The following is a 26,045-nucleotide window of genomic DNA, read 5'->3' as shown; positions in this document are numbered from 1 at the left end:
AGTTCCGATCAGTAGCGCATCATTTATCGGTTTTCGTTCCTTGGGTATTTAAAGACAACATGTAAAATATTTGTGAATAAAATCAAGAAAAAAAGATTAGCCACTCTTATGAATAAAAACAACCATACTGAACGTTTTTTCACCGAATACACCTGTTTCACCGTATTCTCTAAGCCAAATCGCAGAGATGAAAATGGCAAAAAATCGCCCGCAGACCGGCAACTTAACCGGGCAAAAAACGGATCACCCTAAGTGAAATTTTTTCACTTAAAACAACACTCAAAAATACGCCAAAATCAAAATACCGGCTTGCGCGAAATGCATGTATAAATGATAAATAACAGTGGGTTGTATTTCATTCATCACATTTACACACTGATTTTTAGGTTAAATTAACGGCGAAACAAGCAACAAATCAGCGTTTGATTGTTCAATTCCATAAGCAAAATTGCATGACACCGATACAACATCAACATGCTTCATTTGTATTCTGTCAAAAATCCTGCGATAAAGACTTGATGTTTTGTATAGACAAAGACTAATCTACATCACAGATTTTAATGAATGTCGTAACAGTTCTGCTTATATTTGTTATGTTGATTGCTACAGTATGTATTAGACTTTAAAACTGAATTCCAAGACCTGCGAAAACCGAACCCTTATAACTATCGTGGGTTACCTCTTTCCCTGGTGTTGGCGCAGTATTCGCGCACCCCGGCTTCGGCTGGGGTTATTTTTTTTCAGCGTTTGCCGTCCATTCGCGCAACACCTGAATGTCATGACGCCATTCTGCTTTCAGTTCATCAATCCATTCCTGAACGTTATCCCACCATGCAGGCAGCGTTGGCGTCTGGATTTGCTGTGCCAGTTGTTGCAGATGTTTCAGCCCGACGGAACCGGCAGCCCCTTTGATTTTGTGGCCTTCTTCCGCAATCCCTTTCTGATCGCGAGCGGTCATGTTGGAATCCAGCACCGCGAGATAGCCCGGCATCATCTTTTCGAACATATCGGCGCTCTGATAAATCAGTTTAGGCCCGACCAGATCGATGTATTGTTCAAGCATGCCGGTATCGAGCAACGATTCGCTGTTTTTCATTACGACAGGTTCCTTTTCTGTTACGGAAACTTCAGGCTGGTGATCCCAGAACTGCTGGATCATGGCGGTCAGCGCCGTGACGGACAACGGCTTGCTCAGCACATCATCCATTCCGGCGTCGAGATACTCTTTTTTATCCTTTAGAACGTTGGCGGTCAGCGCAATCAGCGGCGGCAGATGTTTGCCCGCGTAGTCGTTACGTATTTTTCGGGCGATATCCAGCCCGGTCATGTCCGGCAACTGGATGTCCAGCAGGACGAGGTCAAATTCATCTGGATCGAACATCTCCAGCGCGTCGTGGCCGTTCATCGCCACTTCGACACTATTCCCAAGTTTCTCCAGCACCGAGCGCGCCACAATCACGTTCAGCTCAATATCCTCCACCAGCAGTACGTGCAGCGCGGGCAGCGGCATATCGTCGTCTTCATCCACTTCGGCGACCGGCGCATCCAGCGTGGGTGCGCGGACGGTCAGCGTAAAGCAGGAACCCTTACCCGGCTCGCTGCTGACGGTAATGTCGCCGCCCATGGTTTGCGCAAGACGTTTTGAAACCGCCAGCCCTATACCCGTTCCCGTCGCCGGTTTGCCGCCGTTCTGGTCTTTCACCTGATAATACATGGCGAAGATCTTGTCCTGCTCATCCTGCGGAATACCCATGCCGGAATCGCGGACGACAAAACGCAGCATGTCATTCGCTTCGTAATGAACGCTCAGCACAATTTCACCTTCGCGGGTAAATTTGACGGCGTTGCCGATCAGGTTCCAGAGGATCTGGCGTAAACGCGTGCCGTCCGTCGTGATACTGCGCGGCAACGGCAAATCCGGATCCATAATGAATTTCAGGCCCTTCGGCTGTACCAGAAGGCCGGAAAGATTTTCGAGATCGGAGAGAAATTCTGTGAAATCCACCGGCTGGTTGTCGAGCTGCACTTTACGGCGCTCGATTTTGTCCATTTCGATAATGTCGTTGAAGATATTCCCGAGTGTAATCGCGCTGACGTGAATTGTTTTCAGATAGCTGTGCTGCTCTTTGTCGAGTTCGGTATCGAGAAGAATGCGGCTCAGCCCGACGATGCCGTTAAGCGGCGTACGCAGCTCGTGGCTGATTGTAGAGATAAAAGTGGTCTTTTCCCTGCTGGCGTTCTCTAACGCGTCCTGATAACGCTTACGCTCGGTGATATCGCGTCCAAAGCCCATCAGACCATGTCGTTTACCAATGCGATCGTAGAAAGGCACTTTGCGCAGTTCGAAACAGGCTTTACGCCCGTCCGGATACACCAGCCATTGTTCGTAAGTCAGGGAAACGTTGTGGCGGAAGACTTTCTCGTCGGTTTCCACCACTTTTTCGGCGATGTCCGGGGTATACACATCATCAGGCGTCAGGCCGATCAGCTGTTTTTCACTTTTGCCGGTCAGCAATTCCATGGCGCGGTTACAGCCCGAGAATTCTTTATCTTCGTTGCGGTAATAAACCAGATCCGGGGAAGCATCCAGGAATGAACGTAGCAGCGCCGATTGCTGGCTCAGTTCGATTTGGGCCTGCTCGCGGTGATGCATTTCAAGCTTCAGCTTGTCCACCACGGCCAGACGCGCCTCTTCGGCTTTCACACGGTCAGCGATTTCCTGATTCAGCTGCGTGATGTTGTCCTTGAGCTGCTGGTTCAGTTCGAGATCGCGGTGGCGCATTTCTTCAAGCTTATCCACCAGACGCGTTAAACGCTGGCGCGATTCCTCAAGCTGCTCAACCACCACCGACAGGAAATACACCGCCCAGGGTGTAATCAGCAAACCAAAGAAGATGGAGCGAACCACGTCGATACTTTCAACCTGCCCGCGCAGGAGCATGGTCACCGCCATCTGGACAATCATTGCCAGCACCACCAGCGCAGATGCCAGTAGCAGTGAGAATCTCACCAGCCCCAGCTTGACCATCAGATCGACATAATACTGCGCTAAAACCCGGATTTGCTTCATAACGGTTCCCTTAAAACGAAGTCGCCTGAATCATACCGCAAAACCTCGCTGTGGTGCGTCTGCGGGCGAGATTGCGCGTAAAGTTTGTGAGATGCACCTTGCGGGGGCTTGTCATGGTGCAATGCAGGAATTAAGGGCAGAGTTATTGACTAATTCCTGCCGTGATATTATTAATATCGGCCGGCTTAATTTCGTCGCCGGCTTTGCCAACTGCCGTACAGCAAACATCTTTTCCTTATACTCTCCGAATGCATTCTTCTCCGGCGCACTCCGCGCAGGCATAACTATTCATTATTACTGCAAATAAAATCATTCATGCCAGTATAAATAATTCTTATTACGAAGAGCGAATCAGTACATTATTACTGTCAGGTTAAAAACAGTGACAAACCGCATGCTGGCAGCATTTTCCAGTATAAAATACTGGGAATTACGGACCTGCCAGCACGGTTCGGAGATATGAAGCTTTCCCCATAGTGAGTCAGCTCACACTTTACACGCATTACCCCACCGACATTACGCCATTAAAAACACCATAAACTATATACATTTCAAATGATTAAATGTCTTTATATCACTTTTAATATAACTTAATTCGCCATTTGACCTGCCTGTGCTTTCTCGCTAAGTTGGGAGTCCGCTGGAAGCAATCTCGACGGGTGAGCAACTCGTCATATTTATGCAGTAATTGAAGACTCCCTCATTAAAACAAGTCAACCACCACTTGTGAGAACCATCACGAGAGGCCTTTGACGGAGATGCCCGGGCAAATAACGCACCGCAAGAGTGCGCGAAATTGCGGGCCCGCTCTGTGTATAAGCCCGATCGCGGTTGGTGTGAGAGTCTCGCAGAGCCTGGGGAGGTTCACGTTATGTTGTACGATAAATCCCAAGAGAGGGACAACTGTGGTTTCGGCCTGATCGCCCATATAGAAGGCGAACCTAGCCATAAGGTCGTGCGTACTGCAATTCACGCACTGGCCCGTATGCAACACCGTGGCGCGATCCTTGCTGACGGCAAGACCGGCGACGGTTGCGGCCTGCATTTACAAAAACCCGACCGCTTCTTCCGCATGATTGCCGAAGAGCGCGGCTGGCGCCTGGCGAAGAACTATGCCGTCGGCATGCTGTTCCTCAGCAAAGATGAAAAAGAAGCAGAGGCGAGCCGCCGCATTATTGAAGAAGAGTTGCAAAACGAGACGCTGTCCGTGGTGGGCTGGCGTGACGTTCCGACTAACCCGGACGTACTCGGTGAAATCGCGCTTTCCTCCCTGCCCCGCATCGAACAAATTTTTGTTAACGCGCCCGCCGGCTGGCGTCCGCGTGACATGGAACGCCGTCTGTATATGGCGCGCCGCCGCATTGAGAAACGCATTCAGGATAAAGACTTCTATGTGTGCAGCTTCTCCAACGTGGTCACAATCTACAAAGGCCTGTGTATGCCTGCGGATCTGCCACGTTTCTATTTAGATCTGGCCGACCTGCGTCTGGAATCAGCCATCTGTCTGTTCCACCAGCGTTTCTCGACCAACACCGTACCGCGCTGGCAACTGGCTCAGCCTTTCCGCTATCTGGCGCACAACGGCGAAATCAACACCATTACCGGTAACCGCCAGTGGGCCCGCGCCCGTGCGTATAAATTCAAAACGCCGCTGATCCCGGATCTGCAAGACGCCGCACCTTTCGTGAATGAAACCGGCTCGGACTCCAGCTCTCTGGACAACATGCTGGAACTGTTCCTGGCAGGTGGTATGGATTTGCTGCGCGCCATGCGTTTGCTGGTTCCGCCAGCCTGGCAGCAAAACCCGGATATGGACGACGATTTACGCGCATTCTTCGACTTTAACTCCATGCACATGGAGCCGTGGGATGGTCCGGCCGGTATCGTGATGTCAGATGGCCGCTACGCCGCCTGTAACCTCGACCGTAACGGCCTGCGTCCGGCGCGTTATGTCATCACAAAAGACAAACTGATCACCTGCGCGTCTGAAGTCGGGATCTGGGATTACCAGCCTGACGAAGTCGTTGAGAAAGGCCGCGTGGGGCCGGGCGAACTGATGGTGATCGACACCCGCAGTGGTAAAATTCACCACTCAGCAGAAACCGACAACGACCTGAAAGGCCGCCATCCGTATAAGCAATGGATGGAGAAAAACGTTCAGCGCCTCGTGCCGTTCGAAGATCTGGCAGAAGATCAGGTCGGCAGCCGCGAGCTCGATGACAGCACGCTGGAAACCTTCCAGAAACAGTTTGGCTACAGCAGCGAAGAATTAGATCAAATTATCCGCGTGTTAGGTGAGAACGGTCAGGAAGCCGTCGGTTCAATGGGCGACGATACGCCATTTGCCGTGCTTTCCAGCCGTCCGCGCATTGTATATGACTACTTCCGCCAGCAGTTTGCGCAGGTCACCAACCCGCCAATCGATCCGCTGCGTGAAGCGCATGTGATGTCCCTGGCGACCAGCATTGGCCGCGAGATGAACGTATTTTGCGAAGCCGAAGGCCAGGCGCACCGTCTGAGCTTCAAATCGCCAATCCTGCTGTGGTCTGATTTCAAACAGCTCACCACACTTGACAGCAAACACTACCGCGCGGAAACGCTGGATCTGACTTACGATCCGACCGAACAGAATATGGAACAGTTCGTCCAGAAACTCTGCGACGAAGGCGAACAGAAAGTGCGTAACGGCGCGGTTCTGCTGGTGCTGTCTGACCGCAACATCGCCCCAAACCGCTTGCCACTGCCTGCGCCAATGGCCGTCGGTGCGTTGCAGCTGCGTCTGGTGGAAAAAAGCCTGCGCTGCGACGCCAACATCATTGTTGAAACCGCCAGTGCGCGCGACCCGCACCACTTTGCCGTTCTGATCGGCTTCGGTGCGACGGCGGTTTATCCGTATCTGGCCTACGAAACGCTGGCCAAGCTGGTGGATTCGCAAGTCATCGAGAAAAAATACCGTGAAGTGATGCTGAACTACCGTAACGGCATCAACAAAGGTCTGTACAAAATCATGTCCAAAATGGGCATTTCCACCGTCGCCTCTTACCGTTGTTCGAAACTGTTCGAAGCCGTCGGTCTGGCGAAAGATTTGTGCAACACCTGCTTTAACGGCGTGGTCAGCCGCATCGGCGGTGCCGGTTACAGCGACTTTGAACAGGATCTGCTGAACCTGTCCAAACGTGCATGGCTGAAACGCAAAACATTGGATCAGGGCGGTTTGCTGAAATTTGTCCACGGCGGCGAATATCACGCGTACAACCCTGACGTCGTCACCACGCTGCAAACGGCAGTGAACAGCGGCGATTACGAAGATTATAAAGTTTACGCGAAACTGGTGAACGAACGTCCGGTGGCAACCTTGCGCGACTTGCTGCAGGTCACACCGAAAGGCCAGCCGATTCCGGTCGATCAGGTTGAACCGGCTGAAGGTCTGTTTACCCGTTTCGATACGGCGGCGATGTCTATCGGCGCACTGAGCCCGGAAGCGCATGAGTCTCTGGCCGAAGCGATGAACAGCATCGGCGGACGTTCTAACTCCGGCGAAGGCGGCGAAGATCCTGCACGTTATGGCACCAATAAAGTGTCACGCATCAAGCAAGTTGCGTCAGGTCGTTTTGGTGTGACACCGGCGTATCTGGTGAATGCTGACGTTATTCAGATCAAAGTGGCGCAGGGGGCAAAACCAGGCGAAGGCGGCCAGTTGCCGGGTGACAAAGTGACGCCGTACATCGCGAAACTGCGTTATTCCGTGCCGGGTGTGACCCTGATTTCTCCACCGCCGCACCACGATATTTACTCCATCGAAGATCTGGCGCAGTTGATCTTCGACCTGAAACAGGTCAACCCGAAAGCCATGATTTCGGTGAAACTGGTTTCTGAACCGGGCGTGGGCACCATCGCGGTCGGCGTGGCAAAAGCGTATGCAGACCTGATCACTATCGCAGGATACGACGGCGGCACCGGCGCAAGCCCGCTGTCTTCGGTGAAATATGCGGGTTGTCCGTGGGAACTGGGTCTGGTGGAAACACAACAGGCGCTGGTGGCTAACGGCCTGCGTCACAAAATTCGTTTGCAGGTGGATGGCGGCCTGAAAACCGGTCTGGACATCATCAAAGCGGCAATCCTGGGCGCTGAAAGCTTCGGCTTCGGTACCGGCCCGATGGTTGCGCTGGGTTGTAAATACCTGCGTATTTGTCACCTGAACAACTGCGCAACGGGCGTAGCAACTCAGGATGAAAAACTGCGCCGCAACCATTATCACGGTCTGCCGGAACGTGTCGTGAACTACTTCAAGTTCATCACACAGGAAACTCGTGAAATCATGGCCGAACTGGGCGTCAGTCAGTTGGTGGATCTGATTGGTCGTACCGATTTGCTGACCGAACTGGATGGCTTTACGGCGAAACAAAACAATCTGGACTTGTCCGCAATGCTGGCAACCGCGACGCCGCACGAAGGCAAAGCGGTATTCTGCACCGAAGGCAACCCGGCGTTCGACAAAGGCCAGCTGAACAAAGACATTCTGGAGCAGGCTGCGGCGCACATCGATTCCAAGCAGAGCAAAGCGTTCTACTTCGATATCCGCAACACTGACCGTTCAGTCGGCGCGACATTGTCTGGCGCGATTGCAGAAAAGCATGGCGATCAGGGCATGGCGGCCGATCCGGTGCGTATTAACTTCAACGGTACCGCAGGCCAGAGCTTCGGCGTCTGGAACGCAGGCGGCGTAGATTTGATGCTGACTGGCGACGCGAACGACTACGTGGGCAAAGGCATGGCCGGTGGCCGTATTGCGATTCGTCCGCCAATCGGTTCAGCGTTCCGCAGCCACGAAGCCAGCATCATCGGTAACACCTGCCTTTACGGCGCAACCGGCGGCAAGCTGTTCGCGGCTGGCCGTGCCGGCGAGCGTTTCGCAGTGCGTAACTCCGGTGCTATCACCGTAGTAGAAGGCATCGGCGATAACGGTTGTGAATACATGACCGGCGGTATCGTGTGTGTTCTGGGTCGTACCGGCGTTAACTTTGGCGCAGGCATGACCGGTGGTTTCGCTTATGTTCTCGATGAAGACGGCGAATTCCGCAAACGCGTTAACCCGGAACTGGTTGAAGTCCTGGAAGTGGCCGATCTGGCTATCCATGAAGAGCATCTGCGCGGTTTGATCATCGAACACGTACAGTTGACCGCATCGACCCGTGGTGAAGAGATTTTGGCGAACTGGCCGGAATGGGCGCCTAAATTTGCCCTGGTAAAACCGAAGTCCAGTGATGTCAAAGCATTGTTGGGTCACCGTAGTCGTTCCGCAGCTGAGCTGCGGGTTCAAGCGCAGTAAGAGGTTAAGATGAGTCAAAACGTTTATCAATTTGTCGACTTACAGCGTGTTGATCCGCCTAAAAAAGCGCTGAAGATCCGTAAAATTGAGTTTGTGGAAATTTACGAGCCGTTCTCAGCAACTCAGGCTGCATCGCAGGCAGACCGCTGCCTGTCTTGCGGTAACCCTTACTGCGAATGGAAATGTCCGGTACATAACTACATTCCGAACTGGCTGAAGCTGGCGAACGAAGGCCGCATCATGGAAGCGGCAGATCTCGCACACCAGACCAACAGCCTGCCGGAAGTTTGCGGACGCGTTTGTCCGCAGGACCGACTTTGCGAAGGTTCCTGCACGCTGAATGATGAATTCGGCGCGGTGACTATCGGTAACATCGAACGCTACATTAACGATAAAGCGATCGAAATGGGCTGGCGTCCTGATATGTCTCACGTTCACCCAACCGGTAAGCGTGTGGCAATTATCGGCGCAGGTCCGGCAGGTTTAGCCTGTGCTGACGTGCTGACCCGTAACGGCGTGAAAGCGGTGGTTTACGATCGTCATCCGGAAATCGGCGGCTTGCTGACATTTGGTATTCCAGCCTTCAAGCTGGAAAAATCCGTAATGACCAAACGTCGTGAAATCTTCACCGAGATGGGTATCGAGTTCCAGCTCAATACGGAAGTGGGCAAAGACATCGCGATGGAAGCCCTGCTGGCAGAATATGATTCTGTCTTCCTCGGTGTCGGTACGTATCAGTCCATGCGGGGTGGCTTACAGAATGAAGATGCGCCGGGTGTTTACGACGCCCTGCCGTTCCTCATCGCTAATACCAAACAGCTGATGGGCTACGACGACAGCCAGGAAGAGCCTTACGTCACGATGGATAAGAAACGCGTGGTGGTTCTGGGCGGTGGTGACACCGCGATGGACTGCGTGCGTACGTCAATCCGTCAGGGCGCAACGCATGTGACCTGTGCGTATCGCCGTGACGAAGAGAACATGCCAGGCTCACGTCGTGAAGTGAAGAATGCCCGCGAAGAAGGCGTTGATTTCAAATTCAACCTGCAACCGCTGAGCATCGAACTGAACGATTCTGGCCGCGTGTGTGGCGTGCGGATGGCTCGCACTGAACTCGGTGCGCCAGACGCTGCTGGCCGTCGCCGTGCAGAAATCGTGGCCGGTTCAGAGCACGTGATGGAAGCCGATGCCGTGGTGATGGCGTTTGGTTTCCGCCCTCACAAAATGGAATGGCTGGCGTCGCACGATGTTGAACTCGATTCTTCAGGACGCATTGTGGCACCGGAAAGCCGCGACAACGCATTCCAGACCAGCAACCCAAAAATCTTCGCCGGTGGCGATGCGGTTCGCGGTTCTGATCTGGTGGTAACGGCGATTGCCGAAGGCCGCAAAGCCGCTGAAGGCATCATGAATTACCTCGAAGTGTAATGACATTTTGCCCTGTCCGAAGGCCGCGAAAGCGGCCTTTTTTATTGTGTGCGGCAAGCGCCCGACACCAAATAAGGCAATAAAAAACCCCGCGTAACAACGCAGGGTTTTAGCCGGTGACACGATAAACGCAGTGTTATTTCACAACGCGCAGTGCCGGGCGACCACCGCGTGGCGGAGTCGGCGGCTCATCATCCGGATCTTCTTCAGCCACATCAGGCAAATCGCCATCAATGACTGACATGGTCGGCTCTGACGGCTGCGTGATGCTCAGGTCACCGTCAAAGGCGCCGTCGGCTTCATAAGCAGGTTCAGGCTCGAACATTGTACCGGCACCGTTTTCACGGGCATAAATTGCCAGAACGGCGGCAATCGGTACAAAAACGTTACGCGGTACGCCACCAAAACGTGCATTGAAGCGTACATCGTCGTTGCCCAGTTCGAGATTGCCGACAGCGCGTGGTGCAACGTTCAGAACAATTTGTCCGTCACGCGCAAACTCCATCGGCACCATCACGCCAGGCATCGTTACGTCAACCACCAGATGCGGGGTTAACTGGTTGTCGAGCAACCAGTCATAAAAAGCCCGCAGCAGATAAGGGCGACGCGGAGACATGTCGGTCATCTCCATACCTTAACCTCGGGTATGCAAACGCATTTCGCGCTCGGGTTCTGTCAGGGAAGCCAGGAATGCATCACGTTCAAAGACGCGAGTCATATAGCCTTTCAATTCTTTAGAACCTGTACCTGACAACTCGATGCCCAGTTCAGGCAAGCGCCACAGCAGCGGAGCCAGGTAGCAATCGACCAGGCTGAACTCTTCGCTTTTGAAGTAAGGCATGTAAGAGAAGATTGGCGCAATCGCCAGCAACTCTTCGCGAAGTTGTTTACGCGCAGCATCCGCTTCAGTCGCAGAACCTTGCTCGATTTGACGCATCAGAGAATACCAGTCGTTTTCGATGCGGTGCATCATCAGACGGCTCTCGCCACGGGCAACCGGATAAACCGGCATCAGTGGTGGATGCGGGAAACGCTCATCAAGATATTCCATGATGATGCGGGATTCGAACAGCGTCAGCTCACGATCGACCAGCGTTGGCACGGTGCGATAAGGGTTGAGGTCAATAAGATCCTGCGGCAGGTGATCCATCTCAACCTGCTCGATCTCGACACTGACACCTTTTTCCGCCAGTACGATACGTACTTGATGGCTAAAAATGTCGGTCGGGCCGGAAAACAGCGTCATTACCGAACGTTTGTTGGCAGCGACAGCCATGAAAACCTCCAAGTTTATCTAGAATATTACAGCGAGTTATCGCCAGCCTGCAGTTTTTGTCCCGTAGTTTCATAGACAACCATCGGCAAGGCGAACCCAGCCAGGAAGCGCGGCAACGTCAACTGCTCGGCGAATAGGCACAAAAGTGTGTGATAGTTTACCAGATTTTACGCGTGCTGTGGGGGACGCAGAGACGATTTCATGGTGAATTGTGTGTCAGGAGATCACTTCCCCTAAAAAACCTGAAAAGCGGACATAAAAAAACCCGGTGAAACACCGGGTTTTTGACGCTGATTTTCGTGCCAAAGCACTGAGCTGCGTGGGCAGCAGAAAATTAACGTTTGGAGAACTGAGGACGACGGCGTGCTTTACGCAGACCGACTTTCTTACGTTCAACCTGACGAGCATCACGTGTAACGAAGCCTGCTTTACGCAGTTCGCCACGCAGATTTTCGTCATATTCCATCAGTGCACGGGTGATACCGTGACGGATAGCACCAGCTTGACCGGAGATACCACCACCTTTAACAGTGATGTACAGGTCAAATTTGGTAACCATGTCGACCAGTTCCAGTGGTTGACGAACTACCATGCGGGCAGTTTCACGACCAAAGTACTGTTCCAGGCTACGCTGGTTAATTACGATGTTACCACTACCCGGTTTGATGAAAACACGAGCGGCGGAGCTTTTGCGGCGACCAGTGCCGTAGTATTGATTTTCAGCCATTGCCTATAATCCCGAATTAAATGTCAAGAACTTGCGGTTGTTGCGCCGCATGAGTGTGCTCGTTACCCGCGTAAACTTTCATTTTACGGTACATTGCACGACCCAACGGGCCCTTTGGCAACATGCCTTTAACCGCGAGCTCGATCACGCGTTCAGGACGGCGAGCGATCATCTCTTCAAAGGTCGCTTGCTTGATACCACCGATGTGGCCGGTGTGATGGTAATAAATCTTGTCGTTACGCTTGTTGCCGGTTACAGCAACTTTTTCTGCGTTCAGAACGATGATGTAATCACCAGTATCAACGTGCGGAGTGTATTCCGCTTTATGTTTGCCACGCAGACGGCGGGCCAGTTCAGTGGCCAGGCGACCTAAGGTCTTGCCGGTAGCGTCAACTACGAACCAGTCACGTTGTACGGTTTCCGGTTTAGCTGTAAAAGTTTTCATTAAAAGCTTACCCAATTAAAGTTACACGTTGGCGAACACCCGAACGCTTACTTGTTTATAAAATAAGTATTTGAGGTTCACACGACCATCGTCCAGCAAACCTACCCCTTCGAATAGCCAATGCTGGCACTTATAAAGTTTCGGGAAAAAAACTTTGTAGTAACGTGGGGTCGCAAGATTATAGAGAAGTCCAGGGCAAAGATCGAACCCTTTTTCGACAAAAAGGAAGATTTCCCTCAAGTCGCCCGAAGGGCTCGCTCTGCAAAATCTACAGACGCTTTTATATCACAAATCGAACAAATCATAATCAGTATATAATCACGGCAGATGCGGGCGTTTGAGGTATTCCTCGCTTTGCATCTCCTGCAGGCGCGACAGGCAGCGCTGATATTCAAACTTCAGCCGTTCACCCTGATAAATCTCAAACATCGGCACCGCCGCCGAAATCACCAGTTTCACATGGCGTTCATAGAACTCATCAACCAGCGCCAGAAAACGCCGCGCCGCATTCTCACTGTCAGCGGCCATCACCGGAACGTTATGCAGCAACACACTGTGAAAGATTTTCGACAGCGCAATATAGTCGAGCTGGCTGCGCGCCTCTTCACATAAGGTATGGAATTCTACCGCCATAACGCCGTCTACCGCCGCGAGCGCCTGCAACGGCCGGTGATTCACTTCCAGCATAACCGGCTCAGCACCGGAATCTCCGCTGTGATTGCCGGTCAGTTTCCCCAGCATGTTTTGCATCGCTTCCGTCGCTTCCGGTCCTGCCGGAGACAACCACAAATTCGCCTGCGTTAATGTGCGCAGACGATAATCAATGCCCGCATCCACATTCAGCACATCACAGTATTCCTTGATCAGTTCGATAGCGGGCAGGAAACGCGCACGCTGCAACCCGTTGCGATACAGCTGATCAGGCGGAATGTTGGACGTCGCAATCAGCGTGATGCCGCGCGCGAATAACGCCTGCAACAGCGTCGCCAGCAGCATCGCGTCGGTAATATCCGAAACAAAAAACTCATCGAAACACAGCACATCGGTTTCAGCTTTGAATTTATCCGCAATGACTTCCAGCGGATCTTCCTGCCCCTGAAGCTGTGTCAGTTCTTCATGCACACGCAGCATAAAACGGTGGAAATGCAGACGAAGTTTGCGTTCACCGGGCAGGCTGTGGAAAAACAAATCCATCAGCCAGGTTTTACCGCGCCCGACGCCGCCCCACATATACAGGCCCTGAACCGGACGCGGGGGCATTTTTGACGGTGCTTTGCCGAACAAGCGGCCCAGCAAGCCACCGCGTCTGGCCCCTGAGGGAACGGCCGCAGACTGAGCGGAAAGCGCCTGAAAAATAACATCCAGCTGAGCGACAGCCTGCTTCTGAACGGCGTCCGGCTGGAACTCCCCGGCATCAACTGCACTCTGATAAAGGGTAAGGGGTGATTTGGGTTGCATCGTAGTTAACGTCCCTGAGAAAAAAATTTTACGTTTTTCACGTTGTTTAGCTGCTTTTTTACCGTAGATTCGCCGCATTTCCCTGCCGTGTGTGTATGAAAAAAACGACAGATGGCAGTGATTTTCCCGGCAGGATTCCACTCTGACAAGGTTACCGGTTATAGTGGAGCTATTGCATGACGAATTCGTGTGACAATTACGTTAAAACCATTGTCCAAAAAAGTTAAGTCATAAAAGTTACGTGAAAAAGCCCTGCGGGACAACGAAGTCAAAATAGGAGTCATTATGACCTGGGAGTATGCACTCATTGGATTAGTGGTCGGTATCGCGATTGGTGCGGTAGCGATGCGCTTTGGTAATCGTAAATTACGTGATCAACAAGTCATGAAAAACGAGCTGGAGAAAAGCAAAGCAGAACTTGATGAATATCGTCAGGAACTGGTGGGCCACTTTGCCCGCAGCGCCGAGTTGCTCGATAACATGGCGACGGATTACCGCCAGCTTTATCAGCATATGGCGAAAAGCTCTAACAACCTGCTGCCGGATATGCCAGAGCAGGATAATCCGTTCAACTACCGTCTGACAGGGTCTGAAGCCGATAACGATCAGGTTCCGGTTCAGATGCCACGCGATTATTCCGACGGCGCATCAGGTCTGTTGCGCGGCGAACGTCCTGTTCGTAAATAACAGACGTCATTAACCGGTGTGATTCACAGCACCGGTGCTTATAACGGCGCATGTTTTCTGCATGTGCCGTTCTTCTGACCTGATCCTTCCCGTGCTGTGAATCACCGTTCTATTGTCCATTACTGACGTCCATTACAGAAAGCGAGAGAGTTATCGTGATGAAGAAAAAGTCATTTTTGCTCAGTGTGTTAGCTGTTAGCCTTGGATTAACTTTCGCTTCTGCGCCTATGGCGAATGCTGCTTTACCTACGGAAGTTCAGGGACAACCCCTGCCCAGCCTGGCACCGGTGCTTGAAAAAGTGCTGCCTGCGGTGGTTGGCGTGCAGGTTTCCGGCACTCAGCCACCGAGTGCGGACGTTCCTCCTGAATATAAATTCTTCTTCGGCCAGCAAGACCCCGAGCCAAATGCCGGGCCGCAACCTTTCGAAGGTCTGGGCTCCGGCGTCATTATTGATGCGGCAAAGGGTTACGTTCTTACCAACAATCATGTAGTGAATAACGCCGATAAAATCACCGTTCAGCTCAATGATGGCCGCGAATACAAAGCCAAACTGATCGGCAAAGACGATCAGTCTGACATTGCCGTGATCCAGCTGATTGATGCCAAAAACCTCACACAAATTACGATGGCAGATTCCGACAATCTGCGCGTCGGTGATTTTGCGATTGCCGTGGGTAATCCGTTTGGCCTCGGCCAGACCGTCACATCCGGCATCGTTTCAGCACTGGGTCGCAGTGGCCTGAATCTTGAAGGGCTGGAAAACTTTATCCAGACCGATGCGTCGATTAACCGCGGTAACTCCGGCGGCGCATTGCTTGACCTGAAAGGCGAACTGATTGGCATCAACACCGCCATTATTTCCTCTCAGGGTGGCAGCGTGGGTATCGGTTTCGCCATTCCGGTCAACATGGCCAAAAATCTCAGTCATCAGTTGATTGAATTTGGTGAAGTGAAACGCGGACTGCTGGGGATCCGTGGCAGTGAAATGACACCAGAACTGGCTCAGGCATTTAAGCTCGACAGCCAGCGCGGTGCCTTCGTCAACGAAGTTCTGCCTGATTCTGCTGCGGCGAAAGCCGGTATTAAATCCGGTGACGTGCTGGTGACGCTTCAGGGCAAAACCCTGAGCAGTTTCGCCGAATTGCGCGCGAAAGTCGGTACAGCCGGGCCGGGCGTTACCATGCAAATCGGTTTGCTGCGCGGCGGTAAACCAATGACCGTCAGCGTGACGTTGGATAAAAGCCCGGCGGTAGAAGTCAGCATTGAGAAACTCAATCCGGCGCTTCAGGGTGTCACGCTGAGTGACCCGACCGATAAAAACACCAAAGGCGTGCATGTCGATGACGTGAAAAAAGGCACGCCAGCGGATCAGGTCGGCCTTGAGAAAGACGATGTGATTATCGGCGTAAACCGTGAACCTCTCGAGAATCTGGCGGCATTCCGCAAAATTCTCGAAAGCAAACCTGACCTGATCGGGCTGAGTATTTTGCGTAAAGGTCAAAATATCTATCTGTTCATGCCGTAATGCGTTGAAAATCGGACGCAGAAGCTGCTGCGTCCGATTAACTCATGCTATCCTTCAGTCACTTTTCCTCTCGCACCCCATATATCCATGTTTGTTAAGCTATTGAGATCTGCTGTTATCGGCCTGATTGTTGCTGGCATATTGCTGGCAGCGGTTCCTATGTTGCGTAAAAACATCTCAGAACCGATCTTCAACCGTAATTTCAATCAGGACAGCGAACAGCCTGTCAGCTTTAACAGCGGTGTCCGTCATGCAGCTCCGGCGGTTGTGAATGTATACAACCGTAATATGGGCAACAGTTCGCAAAACGAACTGGCGATCCGCACGCTGGGTTCCGGCGTGATCATGAATGACAACGGTTATATTCTCACCAACAAACATGTGGTGAATAATGCCGACCAGATTATTGTCGCATTGCAGGATGGACGTGTTTTTGAAGCCCTGCTGGTGGGTTCAGACAGTCTGACCGATCTGGCCGTGCTGAAAATCAATGCAGGCAATCTTCCGGTAATCCCGATTAACCCGCGCAGAACACCGCACGTTGGCGATGTGGTCATGGCGATCGGTAACCCTTACAACCTCGGTCAGACCGTAACGCAGGGGATTATCAGCGCAACGGGGCGTATCGGCCTCAGCCCTTCCGGTCGTCAGAACTTCCTGCAAACCGATGCCTCCATCAACCAGGGGAATTCCGGCGGTGCGCTGGTCAACTCACTGGGCGAACTGATGGGCATCAACACCTTGTCCTTTGACCAGAGCAACGACGGCGCAACACCAGAAGGCATTGGCTTTGCCATCCCGACCGCACTGGCAACCAAAGTCATGGGCAAACTCATCCGTGATGGGCGCGTAATACGCGGGTATATCGGCATCAGCGGGCGCGAAGTATCGCCACTGCATGGGCCGAACAGCGGGCTGGATCATATTCAGGGGATTGTGGTTAACGAAGTGACGGCCAACGGCCCGGCGGCGAATGCGGGGATGCAGGTCAGCGATGTGATTGTTAACGTCAATAATAAGCCTGCGATTTCCGCTATCGAAACGATGGACCAGGTGGCCGAAGTTCGCCCTGGCACGGTGATTCCGGTTGAGATAATGCGTAACGGGCAGAAGCTGATATTGCAGGTCACGGTGCAGGAATATCCTGAACACTGATCCCCGAAGCCGCTGAACAAATAACGAAAAAAAGCCGGAAAGGTTTCCCCTTCCGGCTTTTTTATTGCGTGCAGTGTAAAGATTACTCGCCTTTGAAACGCTCGATTTTCGCACCCAACTGACGCAGTTTATCTTCGATACGCTCGTAACCGCGATCGATGTGATAAATACGGTCAACGACGGTCACGCCTTCTGCGATACAACCGGCCAGAACCAGACTGGCGGATGCGCGTAAATCGGTCGCCATCACCTGCGCACCAGACAGTTTTTCAACGCCGTGGCAAATCAGGGTGCTGCCTTCGATTTCTGCATGCGCGCCCATACGGATAAGCTCAGGGATGTGCATGAAGCGGTTTTCGAAGATCGTTTCTGTAATGACACCGGTACCTTCAGCCACCAGATTCAGCAGGCTGAATTGTGCCTGCATATCGGTCGGGAAGCCCGGATGCGGCGCGGTACGGAAAGTGACTGCTTTGGCGCGTTTGCCATGCATGTCGAGGCTGACCCAGTCTTCACCTACTTCAATCTCAGCGCCGGCTTCGCGCAGTTTTGCCAGTACGGCATCCAGCGTGTCAGGACGGGCTTCGCGGCAGGTAATTTTGCCACCGGAAATGGCCGCTGCGACCAGGAAAGTCCCGGTTTCGATGCGGTCAGGAACAACACGGTAAACACCGCCACCCAGACGTGCGACGCCTTCGATGGTGATTTTATCGGTGCCCGCGCCGGTGATTTTTGCACCCAGCGTGTTAAGGAAATTAGCGGTATCGACAATTTCCGGCTCACGCGCGGCGTTTTCAATAATCGTCGTGCCTTCAGCCAGCGTCGCAGCGCTCATGATGGTCACAGTCGCGCCCACGCTGACTTTGTCCATTACGATGTGCGCGCCTTTCAGACGTCCGTCAACCGACGCTTTCACATAACCTTCTTCCAGCACGATAGTCGCGCCGAGCTGTTCCAGGCCGGTAATGTGCAGGTCAACAGGACGCGCGCCAATCGCACAACCGCCCGGCAGGGAAACTTCACCACGACCAAAACGCGCCACCAGAGGACCCAGGGCCCAAATGGATGCACGCATGGTTTTCACCAGATCATACGGCGCACAAAACTCGTTTACCGCGCTGGCATCCACGAACACAGAACCGTTGCGTTCGATTTTGGTGCCTAACTGGCTCAGTAACTTGATGGTGGTATCGATGTCTTTCAGGTGAGGAACGTTCTGGAGTTCAACAGGTTCCTCAGCAAGCAGTGCGGCAAACAAAATAGGAAGTGCGGCATTTTTTGCACCAGAGATAGTGACTTCGCCACTCAGACGAGTCCCACCCTGTACACGAAATTTATCCATTATGACTGCTCTCTTAAATTTCAACTCTGATTAAATACGAGGAAGCTGCCGGCGCTCCGGCAGTCTTATAAACCGCTCAGTTTACGGTCACGCGCCCATTCTTCCGGGGTATAAGCCTTAATAGACAGCGCATGAATTCGATTGTCGGCGATGTATTCCATCAGCGGGGCGTAAACGGTCTGCTGTTTTTTCACGCGGCTCATGCCATCAAACATCGCACCAACGACAATGGCCTGAAAATGACTGCCATCGCCAGTAATGTGGGCTTCATCCAGTGCCAACGAGTTCATCAGCACGTCTTTAATTTCACTTGTTTCCATAGGGATCTATTCTTCTGAAGAATCATAACAGCCCAATATCTTATAGGGATCGGACCAAATCTTAAACCACGAAAAAGCCCCTGAGGAAGAGTTTCGCACAGGGGCTTTGTGGACATTAACGCAACGATTTACATCCCGTCGCCTAACCTCCCGTAACTGCTCACTTATTTGCCAGTGAGTCCGTCGGGATAATGTCCTGTAGATTATATAAAGCAATCAGCGTATTCAGCCGGTCGGTAATTCCCGCGATAGTCAGCGAACCGCCCTGCTGGCTGGCTTCTTCGCGCAGATGCACTAAAAGCGCCAGGCCTGAAGAATCCACGCGTTCCAGCCCGGACACGTCCAGAGTGGTCACGCCGGACATCAGCTTTTTACGCGCATCCCAAAAAGCCACCAGCGTTTCGCGGTCCAACTCACCCTGCAAGGTCAGTCGCGGCGGCTGCGATTCCCAGCGCAGAGCGTCACTCATTATTGTTTATCCAGAGTGATCGGCTGAGCAGCAGCTTGTTTCAGACGGGCAGTCAGGCCATCAATGCCTTTCTGACGCAAGATATCCGCCCATTCATTCTGCTTGGTCGAAATCATGCTGACGCCTTCTGCAATCATGTCATACGCCTGCCATTCACCGGTGCGGCTGTTTTTACGCCACTGGAAATCCAGACGAACTGGCGGACGGCCATTGGGATCGGTGATGGTGACGCGGATTGCGATAATATCTTTGTCCGCATAAGACTGTTCAGGCTGCACGGTGTAACTCTGGCCGTTGTACATCGCCAGTGCCTGACCATACGCCTGCTGCAGATATTCAGAGAACGCAGCAAAGTAAGCTTCACGTTGTGCAGGCGTCGCCTGTTGGTAATAGCGGCCTAATACCAGCGCACCGGCGTATTTGACTTGCACATACGGCAGCAACTCATCGCGAACAATCTGACGCAGGTAATTAGGATCCTGCTTGATTTTCGGTTGGTCGGTTTTCAGGCGGGTGAAAGTCTTATTCGCCGCTTCATTCATCACGCTGTAAGGATTGGTTTTGTCCACAGCGGCATTTGCCAGCGGAGCCATAACGACCAGCAGTGCAGCGATCACTAAACGTTTAAACATACTTACTTTCCTCTTTTATGGAGAATCCGTGGTGGCAAGTCTTAATGGGCAGCCGGCTGTGGTGCTGTAGTCGCATCAGGTGCAGGTGCGGCATTCCCTTCAGGTGCAGCCGTTGCATCAGGGTCAGCCTTGCCGTCGCCGCTCTTGTAAAGGAACTGGCCAATCAGATCTTCAAGAACCAGCGCAGATTTCGTGTCCTGAATGACGCCACCATTTTTAAGGATAGTCGTTCCCATCTCAGGGTCTTGAAATCCAATGTTCAGCGCCAGGAATTGTTCACCCAGTAAACCCGAGGTGCGGATAGCCAGCGTGCTGGTGCTTGGGATCTGGTTGTATTTCTGGTCGATATCCATTTCCACACGCGGAGAATAATTTTTATCCAGCGTAATGCTGCTGACGCGACCGATCACTACGCCCCCAACTTTCACCGGTGAGCCGCTTTTCAGGCCGCCGATATTGTCAAAGTCCGCAGAAATACGGTAGGTCGGATCCGAACCGATAGAACGGATGTCAGCCACTTTCAGGCACAGGAAGACCACCGCGATCAATGCGATGATTAAAAATGCGCCAACCCAAATCTCACTCTTTTTCGTTTGCATGGTTTAATTTCCAAACATCAGTGCTGTCAGCACAAAATCCAATCCCAGCACCGCCAGTGACGAATGCACCACAGTACGTGTCGTTGCCCGGCTGATCCCTTCGGATGTCGGGATCGCGTCATAGCCATTGAACAACGCAATCCAGGTCACGGTGATAGCGAAAACAAGGCTTTTAATCAGGCAGTTAAGCAGGTCTTTCCGCCAGTCTACTGCAGTTTGCATCGCAGACCAGAAGAAACCGCTGTCGATACCTTTCCAGTCCACGCCCACCAACGAACCGCCCCAGATCCCGACGGCGACGAAAATCGCCGTCAGCAGAGGCATGGAAATCAGACCGGCCCAGAAACGCGGTGCCACAACACGGCGCAGCGGATCAATTGCCATCATTTCCAGGCTGGAGATTTGCTCAGTGGCTTTCATCAGACCCAGTTCAGCGGTTAACGCAGAACCCGCGCGTCCGGCAAACAGCAGCGCGGTCACGACCGGGCCGAGTTCACGCAACAGGGACAGCGCCACCATCATGCCCAGACTGGCTTCGGCACTGTAGGTAGTCAGAATGAGATAGCCCTGCAACCCCAGAACCATGCCGATGAACAGCCCGGAAACGAGAATGATTAACAGAGAAAGCACGCCAACACTGTAGAGCTGCTTCACCAGCAGCGGCCATTGCCGCGCAAATTGTGGCTTACCGACTAATGCCCGGAAGAGCATTAAACCGGCACGGCCAAAGGACGCACAGGTATTAATCCCGCTGCGCCCGACTGAGGCTAATACCTTAATAAACATGAATAGAGAACCCCATCATCCGAGCAACTCGGTTTTGTAATCACCGGCAGGGAAACGGAAAGGAACCGGTCCATCGGCAATACCGTCAAGGAACTGGCGAACCCGAGGATCAGGATTATTTTGCAACTCCTCAGGCGTTCCCTCGGCAATAACGTGTTGTGCAGCAACAATATAGGCGTAATCCGCAATGCTCAGCACTTCAGGAACGTCATGGGAGACCACGATGCAAGTGACGCCCAGTGCATGATTCAGCTCGTCGATCAGTTTGACCAGCACGCCCATCGTGATGGGATCCTGCCCCACGAACGGCTCATCAAACATGATGAGTTCAGGGTCAAGTGCAATGGCACGCGCCAGCGCAACACGGCGCGCCATCCCGCCGGATAATTCTGCGGGCATCAGTTCACCGGCACCGCGCAGCCCTACGGCCTCCAGCTTCATGGTCACGGTGCTGCGCAGCAATTCCTCTGGCAACTTACTGTGTTCACGCAGCGGGAACGCGACATTTTCAAACACATTGAGGTCAGTAAACAATGCACCGGACTGAAACAACATGCTCATTTTCTTGCGTGACTCATAAAGCTTACGGCGTGACAGCGCAGGAATGTTGTCTCCGTCAAACCAGATTTCACCTTTGTCCGGCGTAAGCTGGCCGCCGATAAGGCGCAGGAGCGTCGTTTTACCGATCCCCGAAGGCCCCATAATGGCGGTGACTTTGCCTTTCGGCACGGTCATGTTTATCTCTTCGAAAATGGGACGATCGCCGCGCATGAAACTCATGCCTTTGATCTCAACCAGATTCGATTCGCTTTGACTCATTCAGTTTATCCCTTGGGAATGCTTTCGCTAAGAATACGTCTGACCCGTAAGAGGCGTCGTATAACTTTGGTATTTTTACAAAAACTTACCCCGCTTTCGTTACCAAAGTTGCCATCGATTTACTTTTCTGCCACAGACGGTCAAAATCAACGAATTACCATTTTAAATTAAAAGCCTTCATCGTCTAACATACAGGAACCTGCTGGCCTCATTTTCAGACAAAATGTCGCCTTAGCGCATGTTGACGAAGGAATCGCCTGCCTCTCATGGCAACGAACCTCGCATTATACCCAATAAAGGATGTTTCATGCTTCTCGCTATCGTACTGATGATTGTCGGCCTGTTACTGCTTGTTTACGCCGCCGATCGTCTGGTGTACGGAGCCGCTGTGCTGGCACGCTCGCTGGGCATGCCGCCACTGGTGATTGGCATGACCGTCGTCGGCGTAGGCATATCACTGCCTGAACTGGTGGTTTCCACCACCGCCGCCATCAACGATCAAATGGATTTGGCCGTTGGAAACGCAATTGGTTCGAATATCATTAATATTCTTCTGATTTTGGGCGGTGCCGCCCTGATTCATCCACTTTCCGTTCGTTCTGATATATTACGCCGCGAACTCCCTTTATTGTTACTGGTCACAGCGTTGTGTGGTTTTCTGATCAGCGACGGTGAACTCAGCCGGCTGGATGGCGTTTTACTGCTGGCCAGTGCTGCCGCGTTTATGCTGCTGATGATAAAAATCGCCCGTGCGGCCGAAAAAGAAGGGCTGGACACGCTGACCTACGAGCAAATGTCCGAGCTTCCGCAAGACAGCAGCAACACCGTGGCATTTCTGTGGCTGGCGTTGGGCTTTATTATCATGCCGCTGGCGTCCGGCATGATTGTCGACAACAGTACAGTCATTGCGCGGTATTTTGGTGTCAGCGAGCTGGTGATTGGCCTGACGGTCATCGCCATCGGCACCAGCCTGCCGGAACTGGCGACCTTCATCGCCGGAGCAATTAAAGGTGAAGATGATATCGCACTGGGCAATATCATTGGTGCCAACATTTTTAACACCTGTCTGGTGCTGGGATTACCCGCACTGGTGGCACCCGGCTCGTTTAACCCGGATGCGTTTCACCGCGATTACTGGGTGATGCTGGCGGTCAGCGTGGTGCTTTCCGGCCTGTGCCTGATGCGCAAGCACCGGATCGGGCATCTGGCCGGTGCATTATTGCTGTGCGGATTTATCGCTTATATGGCAGTGCTGTTCCTGTTACCGGACAGCATTGCCTTCTGAACTCTGTCAGGAACTGACTATGGCTAACTTTACCTTCGCCTCCGACTTTGATTTCCAGGCCGTCGGGCGTGATGTGCTAAAAACAGAACGTGAAGGACTTGAGCAGTTAGATCAATACATTAACGGTGACTTTACCCGTGCATGCGAAAAAATCTTCGCCTGCACCGGAAAAGTCGTCGTCATGGGAATGGGCAAATCCGGGCATATTGGCCGCAAGATGGCCGCGACGTTTGCCAGCACCGGCACGCCGGCATTTTTTGTCCACCCCGGCGAAGCCAGCCACGGCGATCTGGGCATGGTCTCGAAGCAAGATATCGTCATACTGATTTCCAATTCCGGCGAGGCTCACGAAATTCTGGGGCTGATCCCGGTGCTAAAACGGCTGAATATCACGCTTATCTGCATGACGTCCAACCCGGAAAGCACGATGGGCAAAGCCGCCGATGTGCATCTCTGCGTGCGCGTGCCGAAAGAAGCCTGCCCGCTGGGGCTGGCACCGACCAGCAGCACCACTGCGGTTTTAGTCATGGGCGATGCGCTCGCCGTGGCACTGCTTGAAGCCCGCGGATTCACCCCTGAAGATTTCGCCCTGTCACACCCCGGCGGAGCACTGGGTCGCAAGCTCTTACTGCGCGTCAGCGATATTATGCACACCGGCGATGAGATCCCCCACGTCAGCCGTGATGCTTCTTTGCGTGACGCCCTGCTGGAAATCACCCGCAAAAATCTGGGCATGACGGTTATCTGCAACGATTTGATGAAAATCGAAGGGATCTTTACCGATGGTGACTTACGCCGCATCTTTGACATGGGCGTGAACATTAATAATGCGGCGATTGCAGACGTGATGACGACCGGCGGGATCCGCGTCCGGCCATCGCTTCTGGCAGTCGACGCACTGAATCTGATGCAAGACAAACACATTACCTGCGTGATGGTTGCCGATGGTGACCAGTTGTTAGGTGTGTTACATATGCACGATATGCTGCGCGCTGGCGTAGTTTAATTGAGGAATAGCCCGAATGAATCATAGCGCAGCCCTGGTGGAGACCTGCTATGGTCCGGTCAGCACCCACGTGCTCGAACGCGCCAAAGCCGTTCGCCTGCTGATTTGTGATGTGGATGGCGTCATGTCCGACGGCCTGATCTACATGGGAAATCAGGGAGAAGAGCTGAAAAGTTTTAACGTCCGCGACGGTTACGGCATCCGTTGCCTGCTGACATCTGACATTGAGGTCGCGATTATTACAGGCCGCAATGCGAAATTACTGGAAGATCGCGCTAAAACCCTCGGTATCCGCCATTTGTATCAGGGGCAATCGGATAAGCTTTTGGCCTTCCGTGAACTGTTAGATACACTGTCATTGCGGGCCGAAGAAGTGGCCTACATCGGCGATGACCTGATCGACTGGCCGGTGATGGCCGAAGTGGGTCTTTCCGTGGCGGTTCAGGATGCACATCCGATTCTGTTGCCGAAAGCAGATTACGTTACCCGCATCGCTGGCGGACGTGGCGCAGTGCGCGAATTGTGTGATTTGATTCTGCTGGCGCAGGGCAAGCTGGAGGACGCCAAAGGGCTGTCGATATGAGTAAAACAAAACTTTGGATTATCCTGGTCCTGACGGCCATCGTTCTGATTCTGGTGGGCTGGTCATTGTCTGATAGCAGCGATGACGCACCGCAGGCGGTTAACGATCAGGATCCAACTTACCAGACATCCCACACGGTCACGATGGTGTATGACCCGACGGGCAGCCTGACGTATAAATTGGTTTCAGACCAGGTAAAATACTATACCGCCGATCAGGTGACGTGGTTTACCAACCCGGTCGCGACCATGTATGACAAGAATAAAACACCCACCTGGGTGCTGCGTTCTGATAAGGCCAAGTTGACTCAGGATAAAATGCTCTATCTTTATGGGCATGTGCAGGGCGATAGCCTGACGCCAGAGACTTCTCAGCTACAAAGAATCAAAACGGATAATGCCCGGGTTAACCTGACGACACAGGACGTTGCCTCAGACGATGAAGTAACGCTTTATGGCACAGGTTTTACATCTAACGGCATGAAAATGCGCGGCAATCTGCGTGATAAGACAGCACAGCTGATCGAAAAGGTAACGACCTCTTATGAAATTCCAAGCAAAAAATAAAATCCGTGATCTCCTGATCGTCAGCTCGTTGTTAGCCGTGAGCATTCCGGCATTCGCTTTAAAAGACGACACCACGAAGCCGATCACCATTGATTCCGCCAATCAGGCGCTGGATGTGAACACCAACACGGCCACCTTCACCGGTAACGTCGTGGTTAATCAGGGCACCATCCAGGTGAAAGCCGATAAAGTTGTTGTGATCCGTCCTCAGGGCGTATCCGGCAAAGAAGTGGTGGAAGGTTACGGCAATCCGGTCACGTTCTACCAGATGCAGGACAACGGCAAGCCGGTGAAAGGCCATGCGCAGAAAGTCCGCTACGAAGTGGAAAACGATCTCGTGACCCTGACCGGTAATGCTTACCTTGAACAACTCGACAGCAACGTGAAAGGCGATCGTATTACCTATCTGGTGCAGAAACAGCAAATGGAAGCCTTCAGTGATAAAGGCAACCGTGTGACGACCGTTCTGGTTCCTTCGCAGCTGCAACAAAAAACGCCTGCAGCAGGCGGCCAGCCGACCAAAAAGAGTAACTGATA

General features: G+C 52.6%; 23 protein-coding genes. 10 read left to right on the top strand and 13 right to left on the bottom strand.

What is annotated here, in order from left to right:
- Positions 1 to 730 precede the first annotated feature (730 nt).
- Positions 731 to 3,070, bottom strand: coding sequence for an aerobic respiration two-component sensor histidine kinase ArcB (gene arcB / locus ACM5QY_RS06895; RefSeq protein WP_416119852.1), 2,340 nt, complete (start codon positions 3,068 to 3,070; stop codon positions 731 to 733).
- 871 nt (positions 3,071 to 3,941) lie between these two features.
- On the opposite strand from arcB, the gene gltB reads away from it, so the two are divergent.
- Both gltB and ACM5QY_RS06885 read left to right on the top strand, forming a co-directional pair.
- Positions 3,942 to 8,399 (top strand): glutamate synthase large subunit, encoded by a 4,458-nt coding sequence (gene gltB, locus ACM5QY_RS06890; RefSeq protein WP_416119851.1) that lies wholly within the window; start codon positions 3,942 to 3,944, stop codon positions 8,397 to 8,399.
- A gap of 9 nt (positions 8,400 to 8,408) precedes the next feature.
- On the top strand, positions 8,409 to 9,827 hold the full coding sequence (locus tag ACM5QY_RS06885) for a glutamate synthase small subunit (RefSeq protein ID WP_416119850.1): 1,419 nt from the start codon (positions 8,409 to 8,411) through the stop codon (positions 9,825 to 9,827).
- Between the two features lie 136 nt (positions 9,828 to 9,963).
- On the opposite strand, the gene sspB is transcribed toward ACM5QY_RS06885, so the two are convergent.
- From sspB to zapE, 5 genes are all read right to left on the bottom strand, one after another.
- The gene (sspB, locus tag ACM5QY_RS06880; protein WP_416119849.1) at positions 9,964 to 10,458 is read right to left on the bottom strand and encodes a ClpXP protease specificity-enhancing factor; all 495 of its coding nucleotides are present in this window, start codon (positions 10,456 to 10,458) and stop codon (positions 9,964 to 9,966) included.
- Between the two features lie 3 nt (positions 10,459 to 10,461).
- Positions 10,462 to 11,103: a stringent starvation protein SspA gene (gene sspA, locus ACM5QY_RS06875; protein ID WP_416119848.1), complete on the bottom strand. Its 642-nt coding sequence runs from the start codon at positions 11,101 to 11,103 to the stop codon at positions 10,462 to 10,464.
- A 334-nt stretch (positions 11,104 to 11,437) separates the two neighbouring features.
- On the bottom strand, positions 11,438 to 11,830 hold the full coding sequence (rpsI, locus tag ACM5QY_RS06870; RefSeq protein WP_056776311.1) for a 30S ribosomal protein S9: 393 nt from the start codon (positions 11,828 to 11,830) through the stop codon (positions 11,438 to 11,440).
- A gap of 16 nt (positions 11,831 to 11,846) precedes the next feature.
- A complete protein-coding gene (gene rplM / locus ACM5QY_RS06865; RefSeq protein ID WP_013577239.1) occupies positions 11,847 to 12,275 on the bottom strand; it encodes a 50S ribosomal protein L13 in 429 nt (142 codons plus the stop codon).
- A gap of 318 nt (positions 12,276 to 12,593) precedes the next feature.
- Positions 12,594 to 13,733: a cell division protein ZapE gene (zapE, locus tag ACM5QY_RS06860; protein ID WP_416119846.1), complete on the bottom strand. Its 1,140-nt coding sequence runs from the start codon at positions 13,731 to 13,733 to the stop codon at positions 12,594 to 12,596.
- 285 nt (positions 13,734 to 14,018) lie between these two features.
- Here zapE and zapG point away from each other — a divergent pair, with 285 nt between their 5' ends.
- The 3 genes from zapG to degS all read left to right on the top strand — a co-directional run bounded on the left by zapG (position 14,019) and on the right by degS (position 17,101).
- On the top strand, positions 14,019 to 14,420 hold the full coding sequence (gene zapG, locus ACM5QY_RS06855) for a Z-ring associated protein ZapG (RefSeq protein WP_013577242.1): 402 nt from the start codon (positions 14,019 to 14,021) through the stop codon (positions 14,418 to 14,420).
- Between the two features lie 158 nt (positions 14,421 to 14,578).
- A complete protein-coding gene (gene degQ / locus ACM5QY_RS06850; protein ID WP_416119845.1) occupies positions 14,579 to 15,946 on the top strand; it encodes a serine endoprotease DegQ in 1,368 nt (455 codons plus the stop codon).
- Positions 15,947 to 16,033: 87 nt separating this feature from the next.
- Positions 16,034 to 17,101: an outer membrane-stress sensor serine endopeptidase DegS gene (gene degS / locus ACM5QY_RS06845; protein WP_416119844.1), complete on the top strand. Its 1,068-nt coding sequence runs from the start codon at positions 16,034 to 16,036 to the stop codon at positions 17,099 to 17,101.
- Between the two features lie 82 nt (positions 17,102 to 17,183).
- Here the strand turns inward: degS and murA are convergent, their stop codons facing one another.
- The 7 genes from murA to mlaF form a co-directional block, all read right to left on the bottom strand.
- On the bottom strand, positions 17,184 to 18,443 hold the full coding sequence (gene murA, locus ACM5QY_RS06840) for a UDP-N-acetylglucosamine 1-carboxyvinyltransferase (RefSeq protein ID WP_416119843.1): 1,260 nt from the start codon (positions 18,441 to 18,443) through the stop codon (positions 17,184 to 17,186).
- 65 nt (positions 18,444 to 18,508) lie between these two features.
- The gene (gene ibaG, locus ACM5QY_RS06835) at positions 18,509 to 18,763 is read right to left on the bottom strand and encodes a BolA family iron metabolism protein IbaG (protein ID WP_416119842.1); all 255 of its coding nucleotides are present in this window, start codon (positions 18,761 to 18,763) and stop codon (positions 18,509 to 18,511) included.
- A gap of 160 nt (positions 18,764 to 18,923) precedes the next feature.
- Entirely contained in the window at positions 18,924 to 19,232 is a 309-nt protein-coding gene (gene mlaB / locus ACM5QY_RS06830; RefSeq protein WP_416119841.1) for a lipid asymmetry maintenance protein MlaB, read from the bottom strand.
- Positions 19,232 to 19,864, bottom strand: a complete 633-nt coding sequence (gene mlaC, locus ACM5QY_RS06825; protein ID WP_416119840.1) for a phospholipid-binding protein MlaC — start codon at positions 19,862 to 19,864, stop codon at positions 19,232 to 19,234. The genes mlaB and mlaC overlap by 1 nt, the downstream gene beginning before the upstream one ends.
- Positions 19,865 to 19,905: 41 nt before the next feature.
- On the bottom strand, positions 19,906 to 20,463 hold the full coding sequence (mlaD, locus tag ACM5QY_RS06820; RefSeq protein WP_416119839.1) for an outer membrane lipid asymmetry maintenance protein MlaD: 558 nt from the start codon (positions 20,461 to 20,463) through the stop codon (positions 19,906 to 19,908).
- Between the two features lie 3 nt (positions 20,464 to 20,466).
- Entirely contained in the window at positions 20,467 to 21,249 is a 783-nt protein-coding gene (gene mlaE / locus ACM5QY_RS06815) for a lipid asymmetry maintenance ABC transporter permease subunit MlaE (protein WP_416119838.1), read from the bottom strand.
- 15 nt (positions 21,250 to 21,264) lie between these two features.
- The gene (mlaF, locus tag ACM5QY_RS06810; RefSeq protein WP_104924264.1) at positions 21,265 to 22,068 is read right to left on the bottom strand and encodes a phospholipid ABC transporter ATP-binding protein MlaF; all 804 of its coding nucleotides are present in this window, start codon (positions 22,066 to 22,068) and stop codon (positions 21,265 to 21,267) included.
- Positions 22,069 to 22,375: 307 nt separating this feature from the next.
- Here mlaF and ACM5QY_RS06805 point away from each other — a divergent pair, with 307 nt between their 5' ends.
- The 5 genes from ACM5QY_RS06805 to lptA are packed head-to-tail and all read left to right on the top strand — an operon-like array spanning position 22,376 to position 26,043.
- Positions 22,376 to 23,353: a calcium/sodium antiporter gene (locus ACM5QY_RS06805; protein ID WP_416119837.1), complete on the top strand. Its 978-nt coding sequence runs from the start codon at positions 22,376 to 22,378 to the stop codon at positions 23,351 to 23,353.
- Positions 23,354 to 23,372: 19 nt separating this feature from the next.
- Positions 23,373 to 24,359: an arabinose-5-phosphate isomerase KdsD gene (gene kdsD, locus ACM5QY_RS06800; RefSeq protein ID WP_104924262.1), complete on the top strand. Its 987-nt coding sequence runs from the start codon at positions 23,373 to 23,375 to the stop codon at positions 24,357 to 24,359.
- A gap of 16 nt (positions 24,360 to 24,375) precedes the next feature.
- Positions 24,376 to 24,942, top strand: a complete 567-nt coding sequence (gene kdsC / locus ACM5QY_RS06795; protein ID WP_416119836.1) for a 3-deoxy-manno-octulosonate-8-phosphatase KdsC — start codon at positions 24,376 to 24,378, stop codon at positions 24,940 to 24,942.
- Positions 24,939 to 25,508 (top strand): LPS export ABC transporter periplasmic protein LptC, encoded by a 570-nt coding sequence (gene lptC, locus ACM5QY_RS06790; protein ID WP_416119835.1) that lies wholly within the window; start codon positions 24,939 to 24,941, stop codon positions 25,506 to 25,508. Before kdsC ends, lptC begins: the two co-directional genes overlap by 4 nt.
- Complete coding sequence (gene lptA, locus ACM5QY_RS06785; RefSeq protein ID WP_104924259.1) at positions 25,486 to 26,043, top strand: lipopolysaccharide ABC transporter substrate-binding protein LptA; 558 nt, start codon at positions 25,486 to 25,488, stop codon at positions 26,041 to 26,043. Before lptC ends, lptA begins: the two co-directional genes overlap by 23 nt.
- Positions 26,044 to 26,045: the final 2 nt, after the last annotated feature.

It is taken from the genome of Rahnella sp. PCH160, assembly GCF_047784855.1.
Taxonomy (GTDB): domain Bacteria; phylum Pseudomonadota; class Gammaproteobacteria; order Enterobacterales; family Enterobacteriaceae; genus Rahnella.
The sequence above is the reverse complement of the archived record's forward strand: the minus strand, read 5'-3'. Positions and strand labels throughout refer to the sequence as shown.